Origin of the sequence: Enterobacter sp. BIDMC93 (assembly GCF_001037805.1) — a bacterium.
Classification (GTDB): domain Bacteria; phylum Pseudomonadota; class Gammaproteobacteria; order Enterobacterales; family Enterobacteriaceae; genus Enterobacter; species Enterobacter hormaechei_C.
In genome coordinates this window covers 4,362,280-4,379,422 of the sequence record NZ_KQ089962.1, presented here as the reverse complement: position 1 = coordinate 4,379,422, position 17,143 = coordinate 4,362,280, and the positions used below count along the sequence as shown (strand labels likewise).

The window sequence follows — 17,143 nt, the reverse complement described above, 5'->3', positions numbered from 1 at the left end:
GTACGCGTCGTTTTCTTTCTTTAGCGCCGTAATCGCTGTTAAGCTGGTGATGATTGCCAATACTTGCGATTTACTTTGAAGCGTAAGATGACTCCTTTAAGTCGGGGTGGTAACTGTCTACACTCATTGCTACAAGAAAAGTAAAAGACGGGCATATACATGATTCTGATAATTTATGCGCACCCCTATCCGCAGCACTCGCATGCGAATAAGCGGATGCTTGAGCAGGCAAGGACGCTTGAAAACGTAGAGATACGTTCCCTCTATCAACTCTACCCTGATTTCAATATCGATGTCGCTGCCGAACAGGAGGCGCTCTCCCGTGCCGATCTGATCGTCTGGCAGCATCCGATGCAGTGGTACAGCACGCCTCCGCTGCTGAAATTGTGGATCGACAAAGTTTTCTCCCACGGTTGGGCATATGGACACAACGGCAACGCGCTTCAGGGCAAAAGCCTGATGTGGGCTGTTACCACCGGCGGGGGGGAAAGCCACTTTGAGATTGGCGCCTTCCCCGGATTTGACGTGCTGGCGCAGCCGCTCCAGGCTACTGCCCTTTACTGCGGTCTGAACTGGCTTCCGCCTTTTGCGATGCACTGTACCTTTGTCTGCGACGATGAAACCTTGCAGGCGCAGGCTCGTCACTACAAACAACGTTTACTTGAGTGGCAGGAGACGCACAATGGATAGCCATACGCTGATACAGGCGCTGATTTACCTCGGCGCGGCGGCATTAATTGTGCCCGTGGCGGTTCGTCTGGGGCTGGGCTCGGTGCTCGGCTATCTGATTGCCGGGTGTGTGATTGGCCCCTGGGGCTTTCGGCTGGTGACGGATGCCGAGTCGATCCTGCATTTTGCGGAGATCGGCGTGGTGCTGATGCTGTTTGTGATTGGTCTGGAGCTGGATCCGCAGCGGCTGTGGAAACTGCGCGCCTCGGTGTTTGGCGGAGGCGCCCTGCAAATGCTGGCCTGCGGTCTGCTGTTGGGCGGGTTCTGCATTCTGCTGGGGATGGAGTGGAAAGTCGCAGAGCTGATCGGCATGACGCTGGCGCTCTCCTCGACGGCGATTGCCATGCAGGCAATGAACGAGCGTAATCTGACGGTGTCGCAAATGGGGCGCAGCACCTTCTCCGTACTGTTGTTCCAGGATATTGCCGCCATCCCGCTGGTGGCGATGATCCCGCTGCTGGCAACCAGCGGCGCATCAACGACGCTGGGGGCATTTGCCTTATCAGCGCTGAAGGTTGCCGGTGCGCTGGCGCTGGTTGTTCTGCTTGGTCGCTACGTAACGCGTCCGCTGCTGCGCTTTGTTGCTCGCTCTGGCCTGCGCGAAGTATTCAGCGCCGTTGCGTTATTCCTGGTGTTTGGTTTTGGATTGCTGCTGGAAGAGGCCGGGCTGTCGATGGCAATGGGCGCCTTCCTCGCGGGGGTCTTACTGGCAAGCTCCGAATACCGTCACGCGCTGGAAAGCGATATCGAGCCGTTTAAAGGATTGCTGCTGGGGCTGTTTTTCATCGGCGTCGGGATGTCTATCGACTTCGGGACGCTGGTAACCCATCCGCTGCGCATCATCATTCTGCTGGTGGGTTTCCTGGTCATTAAAATGGCGATGCTGTGGCTGATTGCCCGCCCGTTAAATGTGCCAAAACCGCAACGCCGCTGGTTTGCCGTGCTGCTGGGGCAGGGGAGTGAGTTTGCTTTCGTTGTCTTTGGCGCAGCGCAGATGGCAAATGTACTTGATCCGGAATGGGCAAAAGCGCTGACGCTGGCGGTTGCGCTGTCGATGGCCGCAACGCCGATCCTGCTGGTGCTGCTGACGCGTCTGGAAAAAACGGGAAGCGAACAGGAGCGAGAAGCCGATGAGATCGACGAGGAGCAGCCGCGGGTGATCATCGCCGGATTTGGCCGCTTCGGGCAGATTACTGGCCGTTTACTGCTCTCCAGCGGAGTCAAAATGGTTATCCTCGATCACGATCCTGACCATGTCGATACGCTGCGTAAATTCGATATGAAAGTGTTTTACGGTGATGCGACGCGAGTTGATCTGCTGGAATCCGCCGGGGCGGCGAAAGCCGAGGTGTTGATTAATGCCATTGACGATCCAGAGACCAGTATGCAGATGGTTGAGCTGGTTAAAGAGCATTTTCCGCATCTGACCATTATCTCCCGTGCGCGCGATGTGGATCACTACATCCAGCTGCGTCAGGCGGGTGTGGCAGCCCCTGAACGTGAAACCTTCGAAGGGGCGCTCAAATCTGGCCGCATGGCGCTGGAAAGCCTGGGGCTTGGCGCGTATGAGGCACGTGAGCGTGCCGATCTGTTCCGCCGTTTTAATCATGAGATGGTGGAAGAGATGGTGGCGATGGCGAGCAGTACGGCAACCGAACGCGCTGCGGTGTTTAAACGCACCAGCACCATGCTGACGGAGATCATCAACGAGGATCGTAATCATCTGTCGCTGGTTCAGCGCCACGGCTGGCAAGGAACGGAAGAGGGCAAGCATACTGGTGATCCTGCGGATGAACCGGAGAGTAAACCCTCTGCGTGAAGTGGAGTTGCCAGCAATATTAAAAAATTTCTAATTCTTTACCCTGCCGCCAGTCGACGAAAGATTAAGCTTTCCGTATAGTGGCGGCAATTTTTTGCATCCGGGAAATTTTCAATGATCAGTCTGATTGCAGCGCTGGCGGTAGACCGCGTTATCGGCATGGAAAACGCCATGCCGTGGAACCTGCCTGCCGATCTCGCATGGTTTAAACGTACTACGTTAAACAAGCCGGTAGTGATGGGCCGCCTGACCTGGGAGTCGATTGGTCGTCCACTGCCGGGTCGTAAGAATATTGTGATCAGTAGCCAGCCGGGCACTGACGATCGCGTTCAGTGGGTTAAGTCCGTTGATGAAGCCATTGCCGCCTGCGGCGATGCCGAAGAGATCATGGTGATCGGCGGGGGGCGTGTGTATGAGCAGTTCCTGCCTAAAGCGCAGAAACTGTATCTGACGCACATTGATGCGGAAGTGGAAGGGGATACCCATTTCCCGGATTACGATCCGGACGAGTGGGAGTCCGTATTCAGTGAGTTTCACGATGCGGATGCGCAGAACTCACACAGCTACTGCTTCGAAATTCTGGAACGTCGTTAACGGTTTTATCCTCTCCCCGAAGGGAGAGGATAAACATCTTCAGGAGGCGACTGCCTCACCCTCGCCTAAGTCCAGCTGTCGGTTGGATGGCTGCACAAAGTAAGTTTTATCTTCCCAGCGTAAGCAGGTTAAATCCCCGCCCCAGCAGCATCCGGTATCCAGCGCATAGATATTTTCCGGGGTGCCTTTTCCTTCCAGCGATGCCCAGTGTCCAAATACCACACTGTATTCGTTTGTCACGGGGCCCGGAATCGCAAACCATGGCTTAAGCGGCGCAGGGGCATTTTCAGGCGTATCTTTGCAATACATATCCAGTTGCCCGTTCGGGAAGCAGTAGCGCATCCGCGTAAAAGCATTGGTGATAAAACGCAGTCGTGCCAGGCCGCTGAGGTCATCACTCCAGTTATTTGGCATGTCGCCGTACATCGCATCAAGGAAGAACGGGTAGGAGTCGCTCGCCAGCACCGCTTCGGCGTCGCGCGCGCAGGTTTTTGCCGTCTCAAGATCCCACTGAGGCGTGATGCCGGCATGCGCCATCACCAGTTTTTTCTCTTCGTCAATCTGTAGCAGTGGCTGGCGACGCAGCCAGTTGAGCAACTCATCGGCATCCGGTGCTTCCAGCAGGGGGGTAATGCGATCTTTCGGCTTATTACGGCTGATCCCGGCGTATACGGCCAGCAGATGCAGATCGTGGTTGCCCAGCACCATGCGCACGCTGTCACCCAGCGATTTGACATAGCGGAGGACGTCCAGGGAACCGGGACCGCGCGCCACTAAGTCGCCCGTCAGCCAGAGCGTGTCCTGCCCGGGGGTGAAGTCGACCTGTTTTAATAATGCGATCAGTTCATCGTAGCAACCGTGAACGTCGCCAATCAGATATGTAGACATTAGATTAATGAATAAGTGTAGGTACGGCGAGACGGAATACGGGAATAGCAATGCGGAAAGCATTGCCGTCGGCATCGACCATTTCATAATGGCCTTGCATGGTACCCAGCGGCGTTTCAATTACCGCGCCGCTGGTGTACTGATACTCTTCGCCAGGGGCGATATGGGGTTGTTCACCGACCACGCCTTCGCCCTGGACTTCAATTTCACGGCCATTGCCGTTGGTGATAAGCCAGTAGCGCCCGAGCAGTTGCACAGGCATCCGCCCCAGATTGCGAATGGTTACGGTATAAGCAAAGACAAAACGTTCTTCATCCGGTGTGGAGTGGGACTCAATGTAGACGCTTTGAACCTGAACACAGACGCGGGGCGAATCAATCATGGCTTAGCTCTCCTTCGGCGGCGCATTGTCGCTGATGTAATTAGCCAGCTTGCAGTACTGCTCTACGGAAATATTTTCCGCACGCATTGCCGGGTCGATGCCCAACTCAGCTAATACGTCAACGGTAAACAGATTGCCAAGGCTGTTACGAATCGTTTTACGGCGCTGGTTAAAGGCTTCTGTCGTGATACGGCTCAGCACGCGCAGGTCTTTGACCGGGTACGGCATCGTTTTATGTGGCACCAGGCGCACAACCGCAGAATCTACCTTTGGCGGTGGCGTGAATGCGGAAGGCGGTACTTCTAATACCGGGATCACGTTGCAGTAATATTGCGCCATCACGCTTAAACGACCATACGCTTTACTGTTCGGCCCTGCAACCAGACGGTTAACGACCTCTTTTTGCAACATGAAGTGCATGTCGGCAATGGCATCAGTATAGCTAAACAGATGGAACATCAGCGGGGTGGAGATGTTGTACGGCAGGTTACCGAACACGCGCAGCGGCTGTCCCATTTTTTCTGACAGTTCGCCAAAGTTCATGGTCATCGCATCCTGCTGATAAATCGTCAGCTTCGGCCCGAGGAACGGGTGCGTTTGCAGACGCGCGGCCAGATCGCGGTCGAGTTCGATAACGGTCAGTTCGTCGAGGCGTTCGCCTACCGGCTCGGTCAGCGCGGCAAGACCCGGGCCGATTTCGACCATGGCCTGACCTTTCTGCGGATTAATGGCAGAAACGATACTGTCGATCACAAACTGATCGTTGAGGAAGTTTTGCCCGAAGCGTTTACGGGCTAAGTGGCCCTGATGGACTCGATTAGTCATTGAGTATTAACAATCATTTTGATGGCGAGATTAAGCGCCGTAATAAAACTGCCGACATCCGCTTTTCCCTGGCCTGCCAGATCCAGCGCAGTACCGTGGTCAACGGACGTTCGAATAAAGGGTAAACCGAGGGTGATATTCACCCCGCGGCCAAAGCCCTGGTATTTTAGCACGGGCAGACCCTGATCGTGGTACATCGCGAGTACGGCGTCGGCATTATCCAGGTATTTGGGCTGGAAAAGGGTGTCGGCAGGCAGAGGCCCGCTGAGGTTCATCCCCTTCGCCCGCATCTCCTCAAGCACCGGAATGATGATGTCGATCTCTTCGGTGCCCATATGTCCGCCCTCACCCGCGTGCGGATTCAGGCCGCAAACCAGCACATGCGGCTGCGGAATGCCGAATTTGGTTTGCAGATCGTGATGCAAAATGCCGATGATCTCACGCAGGAGTTCAGGCGTAATGGCATCCGGAATGGCTTTGATCGGCAGGTGCGTTGTTACCAGCGCAACGCGCATTGCTTCGGTTGCCAGCATCATCACCACTTTCGGGCTGTGCGCACGCTCTTCGAAAAATTCGGTATGCCCGGTAAACGGAATGCCCGCGTCATTGATCACGCCTTTATGCACCGGACCGGTGATCAGGGCGGCAAATTCGCCCTGAAGGCAACCGTCACAGGCGCGCGCCAGCGTCTCGACGACGTAGTGGCCGTTTTCAGTGTGTAACTCACCGGGGACAACAGGCGCACGGAGCGGAACAGAAAGCAGGGTGAGAGTACCCGCCTGCTGCGGTGCGGGCTGTTGGCCTTCAACGTAAGGGAGGAGCGTTAAAGGCAGACCGAGCAAGGCTGCCCGGTCTTGTAACAGTGTTGCATCTGCGCAGACAACCAACTCTACCGGCCAGCTGCGCTGGGCGAGCTGAACCACAAGGTCAGGCCCAATCCCGGCGGGTTCGCCGGGGGTGATCACAACACGATGCGGTTTCATCAGTTGCTCAACACTTTCACGTAAGCGCTGGCGCGTTGTTCCTGCATCCAGGTTGCGGCTTCTTCAGAGAACTTACGGTTAAACAGCATGCGATACGCACGGTCTTTCTGCGCCGCGTCGGTTTTATCCACGTTGCGCGTGTCCATCAGCTGGATCAGATGCCAGCCGAAGGAGGAGTGCACCGGCGCGCTCATCTGGCCTTTATTCAGCTTCATTAACGCATCGCGGAAAGCCGGATCGTAAATATCCGCTGCCGCCCAACCCAGGTCACCGCCCTGGTTTGCAGAGCCAGGATCCTGAGAGAACTCTTTTGCCGCTTTATCGAAGGTGGTTTTACCGCTCTTGATGTCTGCGGCGATCTGTTCCAGCTTCGCACGAGCCTGATCGTCAGTCATGATCGGAGACGGCTTAAGCAGGATATGACGCGCATGTACTTCGGTAACCGAAATGTTCTGGCTCTGGCCGCGCAGGTCATTCACTTTCAGAATGTGGAAGCCCACACCGGAACGGATTGGACCGACGATGTCGCCTTTCTTCGCCGTGCTCAGCGCCTGGGCAAACAGGGATGGCAGCTCCTGAATACGGCCCCAGCCCATCTGGCCGCCTTTCAGCGCCTGCTGGTCAGCGGAATAGGTGATCGCCAGCTTGCCGAAGTCATCGCCATTACGCGCCTGCTCAACGATAGCGCGCGCCTGGCTTTCCGCCTCAGCCGCCTGATCGGAGGTTGGGTTTTCCGGCAGTGGGATCAGGATGTGGCTCAGGTTAAGCTCAGTGCTGGCATCATTCTGATTCCCTACCTGTTTTGCCAGGGCATCCACTTCCTGAGGCAGGATGGTGACGCGGCGACGGACTTCATTGTTACGCACTTCTGAAATCAGCATCTCTTTACGGATCTGATTACGGTAGGTGGCATAGCTGATGCCGTCATAGGCCAGGCGGCTACGCATCTGATCCGGGGTAATGTTGTTCTGCTTTGCAATGTTGGCGATCGCCTGATCGAGCTGCTCGTCAGAGATCGTCACGCCCATTTTCTGGCCCATCTGAAGAACAATCTGATCCATGATCAGACGCTCCAGGATCTGGTGGCGCAGCGTAGCGTCATCCGGAAGCTGTTGACCTGCTTCGCCCGAGTTGAGCTTTACAGATTTCATCAAACCGTCAACGTCACTTTCAAGCACGACGCCGTTGTTAACCACAGCCGCGACTTTATCGACAACCTGTGGGGCCGCGAAGCTGGTATTCGCAACCATAGCGACACCGAGTAGCAGCGTTTTCCAGTTCTTCATACTTTTTCCATTTCAATTAACCGCAAAGCGGATTACGTTGTAAATCAAGCACATTACAATGAACTACGATACGGCAGAATGTTCGAGCGCAGCATCTGCTGCGTGCCCAGACCGTAGTTAGAACTCAGGCCGCGCAACTCGATATTAAAGCCGATCACGTTATCATATTTGCCCTGACTGTTTTGCGTATCCCAGCCGTTAAGTTTGCGTTCGTAACCGACACGTATTGCGTAACAGCAGGAGTTGTATTGCAGACCCAGCATCTGGTCAGCAGGTTTTTGGGCATTCGTGTCATAGTAGTAGGCCCCGACGACTGACCAACGATCGGCGATCGGCCAGCTCGCGGCGGTACCCACCTGTGAAATACCGTCTTTGTATTGGTCTGTATTCGCATAGTTTGGCAGCGTCGCCTGGATATACTCCGGGCTGGCGTAACGGTACGTCAACTGCAACATGCGGTCTTCATCACGACGGTATTCGATGGCTGCGCTGCCCGTCGCGATATTGTCCAGTCGTGTATCGTACTGAACACCACCGCGCAGACCCCAACGATCCGTCATGCGCCAGTAGGTGTCGCCCGCCCATACCAGTGAGCCCGTTTTGTTGTCTTTCTCCCAGTTAATGTCGTCATCACCGGTACGAGACTCGGTGAAATAGTAGATTTGACCAACAGAAACGTTAAAACGTTCAACGGCAGCATCATCATATACGCGCGTTGTGACGCCAGTCGTTAACTGGTTAGCAGACGCAATACGGTCAAGCCCGCCGTAGGTACGGTCACGGAACAGGCCGCTGTAGTCTGATTGCAGGAAGGAAGAGTCGTAGTTTTGAATTTTGCTCTGATCGCGATAAGGCACGTACAGATACTGCATACGCGGCTCAAGCGTCTGGGTGTATCCATCGGCGAGAAGGCCCATATCACGTTCGAAGATCAGCTTCCCGTCCATTTTGAATTGCGGAAGCGTACGGTTTACCGACTCTTCAAGATCGGTGCCATAGCGTTTGTTATACCAGTCCAGATTTTTCTGCTGGTAGTGGGTGGCCATCAGCTTAGCTTCGGTATTCAGGCTCGCCCAGTCGTTTGACCACGGCAGATTGATCGTCGGCTCGATATGCAGACGCGTTGATTCCGGCATATCCGAGTTGGTGTTGACGAAATGGACCGCCTGAGCATAAACGCGCGTGTCGAAAGGACCCACATCGTTCTGGTACCAGTTCACGTCCAGCTGCGGCTCGGCACCATAGGTACTACGCGATTGTGTATCAAATACCTGGAACTGTTTGGTCGACACCGTCGCGTCAAAGTTCTCAATGGCGTAGCCCACGCTGAATTTCTGCGTGGCGTAACCGTCGGTACTGGAGCCGTATTTAGAATCAAAGTCGTTGAAGTAATACGGATCGCTGACTTTGGTGTAGTCGATGTTGAAACGCCACACCTGATCCAATACCCCGGCGTGCTTCCAGTAGTACATCCAGCGGTGCTTATCACCTTCGCTCGGATGCTCGTCCTGGAACACCTTATCTGATGGCAGATAATCAAATTCCATCAGACCCGCGCCCGCCTTGGTCAGATAGCGGAATTCGTTCTCCCACATGATGTTACCGCGCTTATGGATATAGTGCGGCGTGATCGTGGCGTCCATGTTGGGCGCAATGTTCCAGTAGTACGGCAGGTAGAACTCAAAGTAGTTCGACGTGCTGTACTTGGCGTTCGGGATCAGGAAACCTGAACGACGTTTGTCACCCACAGGCAGTTGCAGGTAAGGGCTATAGAAAATGGGCACCGGGCCGAGTTTAAAACGGGCGTTCCAGATCTCTGCAACCTGTTCTTCACGGTCGTGGATCACTTCACTGCCCACAACGCTCCAGGTATTTGACCCTGGCAAACAGGAGGTAAACGTGCCGTTTTCGAGAATGGTGTAGCGGTTTTCGCCGCGCTGCTTCATCAGGTCCGCGGTACCGCGCCCCTGACGACCGACCATCTGGTAATCACCTTCCCAGACGTTGGTGTCTTTGGTATTCAGATTCGACCAGGCTTTCGGACCTTTCAGGATGACCTGATTGTCGTCATAGTGCACATTACCCAGCGCATCCACCGTACGGACAGGCGCCTGAGCACCTTCCGGTTGCTTCTGGTGCAATTGCACTTCGTCAGCAAGCAGGCGACTGTTTCCCTGGTTAATATCGACATTGCCCGTAAAGGTCGCATTGTCAGGATAATTACCTTTTGCGCTGTCGGCATTAATGGTGACGGGTAAGTCATTCGTATCGCCTTTCACCAGTGGGCGATTGTAACTTGGGACGCCAAGCATACACTGCGAGGCGAGATCGGCTGCGAGCCCCTGTTGGCTATACAGGGCGGTGCCAATCATTGTGGCCAGAAGGGTGGGGATACGTTTTTTCATACGTTGTATTTTATTGTTCCGTCATCAGTGGCTACGGCTTACAAACGCTCAGAGACTATCTTACTCATCAGCGCAGTACCAGCGTTAATCCTGCCCGTTTGCGCGCCAGAGTGTTAGGCTCGCTATCGAATGACGAGTATGATAATGCAAATTATAGGCGATGTCCCTCAATTGACCGTGGCGCGACCACTGTAATGATGGCGTTGCGTCGGCCAGGAACATGAGCATTCGGGGAGTATATGCAGTATTGGGGTAAAATAATCGGCGTTGCGTTCGCAATTATTATGGGTGCCGGATTCTGGGGTGTTGTTCTTGGCCTCATTATCGGCCATATGTTTGATAAAGCACGCAGCCGCAAAATGGCCTGGTTTGCCAACCAGCGCGAGCGCCAGTCACTCTTTTTCTCCACCACCTTCGAGGTGATGGGGCACTTAACCAAATCAAAAGGACGCGTAACGGAAGCCGATATTCAGGTGGCCAGCGTCTTTATGGATCGCATGAATCTGCACGGCGAATCCCGCATCGCGGCGCAGAATGCGTTTCGGATTGGTAAATCAGATCACTACCCGCTGCGTGAAAAAATGCGGCAGTTCCGTAGCATCTGTTTCGGGCGTTTTGATTTAATTCGGATGTTTCTGGAAATTCAAATCCAGGCCGCCTTCGCGGATGGCTCTCTGCATCCGAATGAACGGGACGTCCTGTATGTGATTGCTGAAGAGTTGGGCATTTCCCGCATGCAGTTCGATCAGTTCCTGCGCATGATGCAGGGCGGCGCGCACTTTGGCGGCGGTTATCAGCAGCAATCGTCCGGCGGCGGCTGGCAGCAGGCGCAGCGTGGCCCTACGCTTGAAGATGCCTGTAACGTCCTCGGCGTGAAGCCGTCTGACGATGTTACGACCATCAAACGCGCCTATCGTAAGCTGATGAGCGAGCACCATCCGGATAAGCTGGTGGCGAAAGGCCTGCCGCCAGAGATGATGGAGATGGCGAAACAGAAAGCGCAGGAAATCCAGAAAGCCTACGAGCTAATTAAAGAGCAGAAAGGTTTTAAATAAAAAAATGGCCCGACAGTGTCGGGCCATTTTTTCAGAAGTCCACCGGGGCTTTGAACGTCATGGCGTTGCCGAAAGCAGGGTGGGTGATGGTGAGCGTCTGCGCATGCAGTTGCAGGCGCGGCGCTAACGCCAGCGCTTCCGGCGGCGCATAGAATCTGTCCCCCAGAATGGGGTGACCCATCGCAAGCATATGCACACGCAGCTGGTGGGAGCGCCCGGTAATCGGCTTCAGCAGGACGCGCGCGATGTTATCCGGCGCGTACTCCAGCACTTCATACTCGGTTTGCGCGGCCTTGCCGGTTTCGTAACACACCTTCTGCTTTGGCCGGTTCGGCCAGTCGCAAATCAGCGGTAAATCCACCAGCCCTTCCGCCTGTGCCGGATGGCCCCAGACGCGCGCGACATACTGTTTCTTCGGCTCGCGCTCGCGGAACTGACGCTTCAGCTCGCGTTCTGCCGCTTTATTCAGAGCCACCACAATCACGCCGCTGGTCGCCATATCCAGACGATGGACAGACTCGGCCTGGGGATAATCACGCTGGATACGCGTCATCACGCTGTCTTTATGCTCTTCCAGACGCCCCGGCACGGATAACAAGCCGCTCGGCTTGTTAACCACCATAATATGCTCGTCCTGATACAGAATGACCAGCCACGGATCCATCGGGGGATTGTAGGGCTCCATTACCATCTTGCGCTCCGCTTACTGATGCGTCACAACGATAAGACGCAGGGCGTCGAGACGCCATCCCGCCTGATTCAGGCTTTCCAGCACCTGCTGGCGGTTGCTCTCAATGGCGGCCAGCTCATCGTCACGAATGTTAGGGTTCACTGCTTTCAACGCTTCCAGACGCGACAGCTCGGCAGAAAGCTTCTCATCGGCTTCGCTACGCGCCGCATCGATCAGCACTCTGGCCGCTTTTTCGGCCTGGGCTTCACCCAGTTGCAGAATGGCATGCACGTCCTGCTGCACCGCATTCACCAGCTTACTGCCGGTATGGCGGTTCACCGCGCTCAGCTGACGGTTGAAGCTTTCAAACTCCACCTGGCCGGCCAGGTTCGTACCGTTTTTATCCAGCAGCAGACGCACCGGGGTTGGCGGCAGGAAGCGGTTAAGCTGAAGCTGTTTCGGCGCCTGCGCTTCCACAACGTAGATCAGCTCCACCAGCAGCGTGCCCACAGGCAAGGCTTTGTTCTTCAACAGGGAGATGGTGCTGCTGCCGGTATCGCCGGAGAGGATCAGATCCAGACCGTTGCGGATCAGCGGGTGCTCCCAGGTGATGAACTGTGCATCTTCGCGGGAAAGCGCCACATCACGCTCAAAGGTGATGGTGCAGCCGTCTTCCGGCAGGCCCGGGAAATCCGGCACCAGCATATGATCGGACGGGGTCAGCACGATCATGTTCTCGCCGCGATCGTCCTGGTTAATGCCGACGATGTCGAACAGGTTCATGGAGAAGCTGATCAGGCTGGTGTCATCGTCCTGTTCTTCGATACTTTCGGCCAGCTGCTGCGCTTTTTCACCGCCGTTGGAGTGGATCTCCAGCAGGCGATCGCGACCCTGCTCCAGCTGAGCTTTCAACGCGTCGTGCTTCTCTCGACAGGATTTGATCAGCTCATCAAAGCCCTCGGTGTTTTCCGGCGCCGCGAGGTAACCGATCAGATCGCTATGCACCTGGTCATAAATGGTGCGGCCCGTCGGGCAGGTATGTTCAAACGCATCCAGGCCTTCGTGGTACCAGCGAACCAGAACGGATTGGGCGGTTTTCTCCAGATACGGAACGTGGATCTGAATATCGTGCGCCTGACCGATACGATCCAGACGGCCGATTCGCTGCTCCAGCAGATCCGGGTTAAACGGCAGATCGAACATCACAAGATTGCTGGTGAACTGGAAGTTACGGCCTTCAGAACCGATTTCGGAGCACAGCAGAACCTGCGCGCCGCTGTCCTCTTCACTAAACCACGCCGCAGCGCGGTCGCGCTCGATAATAGACATGCCTTCATGGAACACGGCGGCGCGAATACCTTCGCGCTCGCGCAGCACTTGTTCAAGTTGCAGGGCGGTGGCTGCCTTGGCGCAGATCACCAGCACCTTCCGGGAACGGTGCGCGGTCAGATAACCCATTAACCACTCCACGCGCGGATCGAAGTTCCACCAGGTGCCAGTGTCGCCTTCAAATTCCTGATAAATTTGCTCCGGGTAGAGCATATCGCGCGCGCGATCTTCCGCTGATTTACGGGTGCCCATAATGCCGGAGACTTTAATCGCCGTCTGGTACTGGGTCGGCAGCGGCAGTTTGATGGTGTGCAGCTCGCGTTTCGGGAAGCCTTTCACGCCGTTACGGGTGTTGCGGAACAGCACGCGGCTGGTGCCGTGACGGTCCATCAGCATGTCGATCAGCTCTTTACGCGCAGATCCCGCATTATCGCTGTCGCTGTTCGCGGCCTGAAGCAGCGGCTCAATATCCTGCTCGCCGATCAGATCGCTGAGGGTGTTAAGTTCATCATTAGAGAGACGATTACCGGCCAGCAGCAGCGCAACGGCGTCCGCCACCGGACGGTAGTTTTTCTGCTCTTCAACAAACTGCTCAAAATCGTGGAATCGGTTCGGATCGAGCAGGCGCAGACGGGCGAAGTGGCTCTCAAGACCCAGCTGCTCCGGGGTGGCGGTCAGAAGCAGAACGCCCGGTACGCGCTCGGCAAGCTGCTCAATCGCCATGTATTCACGGCTTGGCGCATCTTCGCTCCAGACGAGGTGGTGCGCTTCGTCGACGACCATCAGATCCCATTCTGCGTCGCACAGGTGCTCCAGGCGCTGCTTGCTGCGGCGTACGAAGTCCAGGGAGCAGATCACCAGCTGTTCGGTTTCAAACGGGTTGTCCGCGTCGTGCTGGGCTTCGGCATAGCGCTCGTCGTCGAACAGGGAGAAGCGCAGGTTAAAGCGGCGCAGCATCTCGACCAGCCACTGGTGTTGCAGCGTTTCCGGCACCACAATCAGCACGCGCTCGGCAGCGCCAGAGAGCAGCTGCTGGTGCAGGATCATGCCTGCTTCGATGGTTTTACCCAGGCCCACTTCGTCAGCCAGCAGCACGCGAGGCGCATGGCGACGGCCCACGTCATGGGCGATATTCAGCTGATGGGGAATAAGGCTGGTACGCTGGCCGCGCAGGCCGCTCCACGGCATGCGGTACTGTTCACTCTGGAACTTACGCGCGCGGTAGCGCAGGGAGAAGCGATCCATTCGGTCGATTTGCCCGGCAAACAGACGGTCCTGCGGCTTGCTGAAAACCAGTTTGCTGTCGAGCAGCACTTCACGCAGGATAACATTCGTCTCGTCGGTATCAAGACGCGTTCCAATGTAGGCGAGCAGTCCATTCTCTTCTTTTACGTCTTCAACCTTCAGCTGCCAGCCTTCGTGGCTGGTCACGGTGTCGCCCGGATTGAACATTACGCGGGTAACAGGGGAGTCATTGCGAGCGTACAGGCGGTTTTCACCGGTAGCAGGGAAAAGGAGGGTAACCATGCGCGCATCGACGGCAACGACGGTTCCTAATCCAAGTTCGCTTTCTGTATCGCTGATCCAGCGTTGACCAAGTGTAAAAGGCATAGTTGTTCGGCTCTAATCTTTAATTGCAGGCAATAGTTCGACCCCGTCAAAAAAGACGGTCATCGAAAAATGGGTCCGGGAATGGAAAGGGCGCTATGGTACTGGATGGCAACGGTTTCGTCACGCGTCAAAATAGCCCAAGTTGTCCTGTCACTAGTGTAGCAAAGTCGTCATTGATGAACGGTAAAATTCCCTCCGCAACCGGCTGAAGCTGGCGGGTCAGGTAGTGATCGTAATCGAGCGGAGACTGCTGGTAATCAACGGGTTCCGGGCCGTTAGTTGTCCAGACGTATTTGATCGTACCCCGGTTCTGATACTGCGGCGCACGGCCCCGGCGAACATTCTCTTCATCCGCCAGCCGCGCGGCGCGTACGTGGGGAGGAACGTTACGTTGATATTCGGCCAGCGGGCGGCGCAGGCGCTTGCGATACACCAGCTGGTCATCCAGCTCACCGGCCATCAGGCTGGCGATGGTGTCGCGCACGTAGTCCTGATAGGGCTCGTTGCGAAACACCCGCAGGTAGAGCGTCTGCTGGAATTGCTGCGCCAGTGGCGTCCAGTCGGTGCGCACCGTCTCCAGCCCTTTAAAGACCATCCGCTGCGTGTCACCTTCCTGAATCAGCCCGGCGTAGCGCTTCTTGCTGCCCTGGTCGGTTCCGCGAATGGTCGGCATTAAAAAGCGGGCAAAATGGGTTTCAAACTCCAGCTCTAACGCGCTGGTTAACCGCTCTTTTTGCAAATTTTCGCGCCACCAGTCGTTCACGTAGGCGACCAGTTCTTTGCCGATTCGCGCGGCGTCGTCTTCTGAATGGGCCGCTTTCAGCCAGACAAAGGTGGAGTCGGTATCGCCATAAATCACGTCATAGCCCCGAGATTCAATCAGCGCTTTGGTCTGGCGCATAATGTCGTGCCCGCGCATGGTGATGGAAGACGCCAGACGGGGATCAAAGAAGCGGCAGGCGCTGGTACCCAGCACGCCGTAAAAGGCGTTCATAATGATTTTCAGCGCCTGTGAGAGCGGCTTGTTGCCGTGGCGCTTCGCCTCGTCGCGGCCGTGCCAGATGTTTCCCACAATTTCGGGCAGGCAGTGTTTTTCGCGCGAGAAGCGTGCTCCAAGAAAACCTTCGGTGCTGTGCGCATCGTCTGGCTGCGCCATGCCCTCAACCAACCCGACGGGATCGATCAGGAAGGTGCGGATAATCGACGGGTAGAGGCTTTTGTAATCCAGCACCAGCACCGAGTCATACAATCCTGGCCGGGAGTCCATCACGTACCCGCCGGGACTGGCCTGCGGCGGCACGTCCCCGAGGTTGGGGGCAACGTACCCTGCCCGGTGCATTCGCGGAAAATAGAGGTGGCTGAAGGCCGCTACCGAGCCGCCGTGCCTGTCGACCGCGAGACCGTTCACCGTCGCGCGCTCCAGCAGGAACGGCATGATCTCGGTTTTGTGGAAGATCTGCGTCACCAGCTCGCAATCTTTCAGGTTATAGGTAGCGAGCGCCGGCTTATCTTCATTAAAGCGCCGGTCGATCTCGTCCATTCGGTCCCAGGGATTGTCGATGGATTTACCTTCGCCGAGCAGTTCCTGGGCGACCGCTTCCAGCGAGAAGGAAGAGAAGTTCCAGAAGGCGGATTTCAGCGCCTCGATGCCGTCGATAATCAGGCGACCGTTAGCCTGCGCGAAGAAAACACCGTTCTTAAAACCGTGCTCACGCCACTCCAGCTCACTGTTGCCGCGCCCCAGAATCAGCGGGATACGGTAACGCTCGGCATGTTTTTGCAGCACGCGCAGGTCAAACTGCACTACGTTCCAGCCGATCAGAACATCCGGATCGTGCTCGGCAAACCACTGGTTAAGCTTCTCCAGCAGTTGCGGGCGGCTGTTGACGTACTCCAGATTAAAATCCAGCGCGGACGCATCGCCGTTCGGCGGCCCGAGCATATAGACAACCCGCTGCCCACAGCCTTCCAGGCCAATGCAGTACAGTTCGCCGTGGCGGGTGGTTTCAGTATCCAGCGACACCCACTTTAGCGGCGGGCGATAGTGCGGATTAGGCTTCAGGCGCGCGTTAACGATCCTGCCGTTTTGCGCGGCGCCATCTACCCAGACGGGGGCGGTGATAAACCGCTCCATCAGAAAGCGTTCAGGCGGGCGAATGTCGGCCTCGTAAAGCGTCACGCCTGCTTCACGAAGCAGCTTTTCATAGCGCATTAACTGGCGATGGGCGCGGCAGTAGAGGCCGTAAACCGGCTGGCGGTGGAAATCTTTCAGCTGAAGCGGCGTAAGGCGCCAGTTGTTTTCGCCGCGTAGCAGTTGTTTCACTTTCTCGACGTGAGCTTCAGGAATAAAGGCCACGGACTCCTGCGGCGGGAGCGTAACGTTTCGTGGGCCGTTGTCCGTTGCCAGCCAGAATTCAACCTCAGTACCCTGAGGGGTATCCCGCCAGTGTCTGGTCAGTAAAAAGCCTTCTTGCGCCTGCGTCACGGCGTTATCCCATAAAACAAACCAGGCCTGATTATAGCCTGGTTGAGGGGTGTTTGCTGGAGTTTTATACAGTATCTGTTCC

General features: G+C 56.0%; 13 protein-coding genes. 4 read left to right on the top strand and 9 right to left on the bottom strand.

All coding sequences use genetic code 11. From position 1 onward, the window contains the following. Positions 1 to 159 precede the first annotated feature (159 nt). The 3 genes from kefF to folA all read left to right on the top strand — a co-directional run bounded on the left by kefF (position 160) and on the right by folA (position 3,142). Positions 160 to 690, top strand: a complete 531-nt coding sequence (gene kefF, locus SK58_RS20450) for a glutathione-regulated potassium-efflux system oxidoreductase KefF (RefSeq protein ID WP_017383806.1) — start codon at positions 160 to 162, stop codon at positions 688 to 690. After that, the gene (gene kefC / locus SK58_RS20445; RefSeq protein ID WP_015572648.1) at positions 683 to 2,548 is read left to right on the top strand and encodes a glutathione-regulated potassium-efflux system protein KefC; all 1,866 of its coding nucleotides are present in this window, start codon (positions 683 to 685) and stop codon (positions 2,546 to 2,548) included. Before kefF ends, kefC begins: the two co-directional genes overlap by 8 nt. Before the next feature lie 114 nt (positions 2,549 to 2,662). Then, entirely contained in the window at positions 2,663 to 3,142 is a 480-nt protein-coding gene (folA, locus tag SK58_RS20440) for a type 3 dihydrofolate reductase (protein ID WP_003856431.1), read from the top strand. 39 nt (positions 3,143 to 3,181) lie between these two features. On the opposite strand, the gene apaH is transcribed toward folA, so the two are convergent. The 6 genes from apaH to lptD are packed head-to-tail and all read right to left on the bottom strand — an operon-like array spanning position 3,182 to position 9,911. Further along, the gene (gene apaH, locus SK58_RS20435) at positions 3,182 to 4,030 is read right to left on the bottom strand and encodes a bis(5'-nucleosyl)-tetraphosphatase (symmetrical) ApaH (RefSeq protein ID WP_015572649.1); all 849 of its coding nucleotides are present in this window, start codon (positions 4,028 to 4,030) and stop codon (positions 3,182 to 3,184) included. Positions 4,031 to 4,034: 4 nt separating this feature from the next. Then, the gene (gene apaG / locus SK58_RS20430) at positions 4,035 to 4,412 is read right to left on the bottom strand and encodes a Co2+/Mg2+ efflux protein ApaG (RefSeq protein ID WP_048220374.1); all 378 of its coding nucleotides are present in this window, start codon (positions 4,410 to 4,412) and stop codon (positions 4,035 to 4,037) included. 3 nt (positions 4,413 to 4,415) lie between these two features. Next, a complete protein-coding gene (rsmA, locus tag SK58_RS20425; RefSeq protein ID WP_003856423.1) occupies positions 4,416 to 5,237 on the bottom strand; it encodes a 16S rRNA (adenine(1518)-N(6)/adenine(1519)-N(6))-dimethyltransferase RsmA in 822 nt (273 codons plus the stop codon). Continuing rightward, the gene (gene pdxA / locus SK58_RS20420) at positions 5,234 to 6,220 is read right to left on the bottom strand and encodes a 4-hydroxythreonine-4-phosphate dehydrogenase PdxA (RefSeq protein ID WP_048220373.1); all 987 of its coding nucleotides are present in this window, start codon (positions 6,218 to 6,220) and stop codon (positions 5,234 to 5,236) included. The genes rsmA and pdxA overlap by 4 nt, the downstream gene beginning before the upstream one ends. After that, on the bottom strand, positions 6,220 to 7,506 hold the full coding sequence (surA, locus tag SK58_RS20415) for a peptidylprolyl isomerase SurA (RefSeq protein WP_017383803.1): 1,287 nt from the start codon (positions 7,504 to 7,506) through the stop codon (positions 6,220 to 6,222). Before surA ends, pdxA begins: the two co-directional genes overlap by 1 nt. A 53-nt stretch (positions 7,507 to 7,559) precedes the next feature. Then, a complete protein-coding gene (lptD, locus tag SK58_RS20410; RefSeq protein WP_017383802.1) occupies positions 7,560 to 9,911 on the bottom strand; it encodes an LPS assembly protein LptD in 2,352 nt (783 codons plus the stop codon). Positions 9,912 to 10,150: 239 nt separating this feature from the next. Here lptD and djlA point away from each other — a divergent pair, with 239 nt between their 5' ends. Next, the gene (gene djlA, locus SK58_RS20405) at positions 10,151 to 10,966 is read left to right on the top strand and encodes a co-chaperone DjlA (RefSeq protein WP_015572652.1); all 816 of its coding nucleotides are present in this window, start codon (positions 10,151 to 10,153) and stop codon (positions 10,964 to 10,966) included. Between the two features lie 31 nt (positions 10,967 to 10,997). Here the strand turns inward: djlA and rluA are convergent, their stop codons facing one another. The 3 genes from rluA to polB all read right to left on the bottom strand — a co-directional run bounded on the left by rluA (position 10,998) and on the right by polB (position 17,061). Continuing rightward, complete coding sequence (gene rluA, locus SK58_RS20400) at positions 10,998 to 11,657, bottom strand: bifunctional tRNA pseudouridine(32) synthase/23S rRNA pseudouridine(746) synthase RluA (protein WP_048220372.1); 660 nt, start codon at positions 11,655 to 11,657, stop codon at positions 10,998 to 11,000. A 12-nt stretch (positions 11,658 to 11,669) separates the two neighbouring features. Further along, entirely contained in the window at positions 11,670 to 14,576 is a 2,907-nt protein-coding gene (gene rapA / locus SK58_RS20395) for an RNA polymerase-associated protein RapA (protein ID WP_048220371.1), read from the bottom strand. Between the two features lie 127 nt (positions 14,577 to 14,703). Then, a complete protein-coding gene (polB, locus tag SK58_RS20390) occupies positions 14,704 to 17,061 on the bottom strand; it encodes a DNA polymerase II (RefSeq protein ID WP_048220370.1) in 2,358 nt (785 codons plus the stop codon). Positions 17,062 to 17,143 lie beyond the last annotated feature (82 nt).

Bases quoted from the DNA above. Each gene is read 5' to 3' on its own strand.
- kefF (WP_017383806.1), top strand. From the start codon at position 160: ATGATTCTGATAATTTATGCGCACCCCTATCCGCAGCACTCGCATGCG.
- kefC (WP_015572648.1), top strand. From the start codon at position 683: ATGGATAGCCATACGCTGATACAGGCGCTGATTTACCTCGGCGCGGCG.
- folA (WP_003856431.1), top strand. From the start codon at position 2,663: ATGATCAGTCTGATTGCAGCGCTGGCGGTAGACCGCGTTATCGGCATG.
- apaH (WP_015572649.1), bottom strand. From the start codon at position 4,030: ATGTCTACATATCTGATTGGCGACGTTCACGGTTGCTACGATGAACTG.
- apaG (WP_048220374.1), bottom strand. From the start codon at position 4,412: ATGATTGATTCGCCCCGCGTCTGTGTTCAGGTTCAAAGCGTCTACATT.
- rsmA (WP_003856423.1), bottom strand. From the start codon at position 5,237: ATGACTAATCGAGTCCATCAGGGCCACTTAGCCCGTAAACGCTTCGGG.
- pdxA (WP_048220373.1), bottom strand. From the start codon at position 6,220: ATGAAACCGCATCGTGTTGTGATCACCCCCGGCGAACCCGCCGGGATT.
- surA (WP_017383803.1), bottom strand. From the start codon at position 7,506: ATGAAGAACTGGAAAACGCTGCTACTCGGTGTCGCTATGGTTGCGAAT.
- lptD (WP_017383802.1), bottom strand. From the start codon at position 9,911: ATGAAAAAACGTATCCCCACCCTTCTGGCCACAATGATTGGCACCGCC.
- djlA (WP_015572652.1), top strand. From the start codon at position 10,151: ATGCAGTATTGGGGTAAAATAATCGGCGTTGCGTTCGCAATTATTATG.
- rluA (WP_048220372.1), bottom strand. From the start codon at position 11,657: ATGGTAATGGAGCCCTACAATCCCCCGATGGATCCGTGGCTGGTCATT.
- rapA (WP_048220371.1), bottom strand. From the start codon at position 14,576: ATGCCTTTTACACTTGGTCAACGCTGGATCAGCGATACAGAAAGCGAA.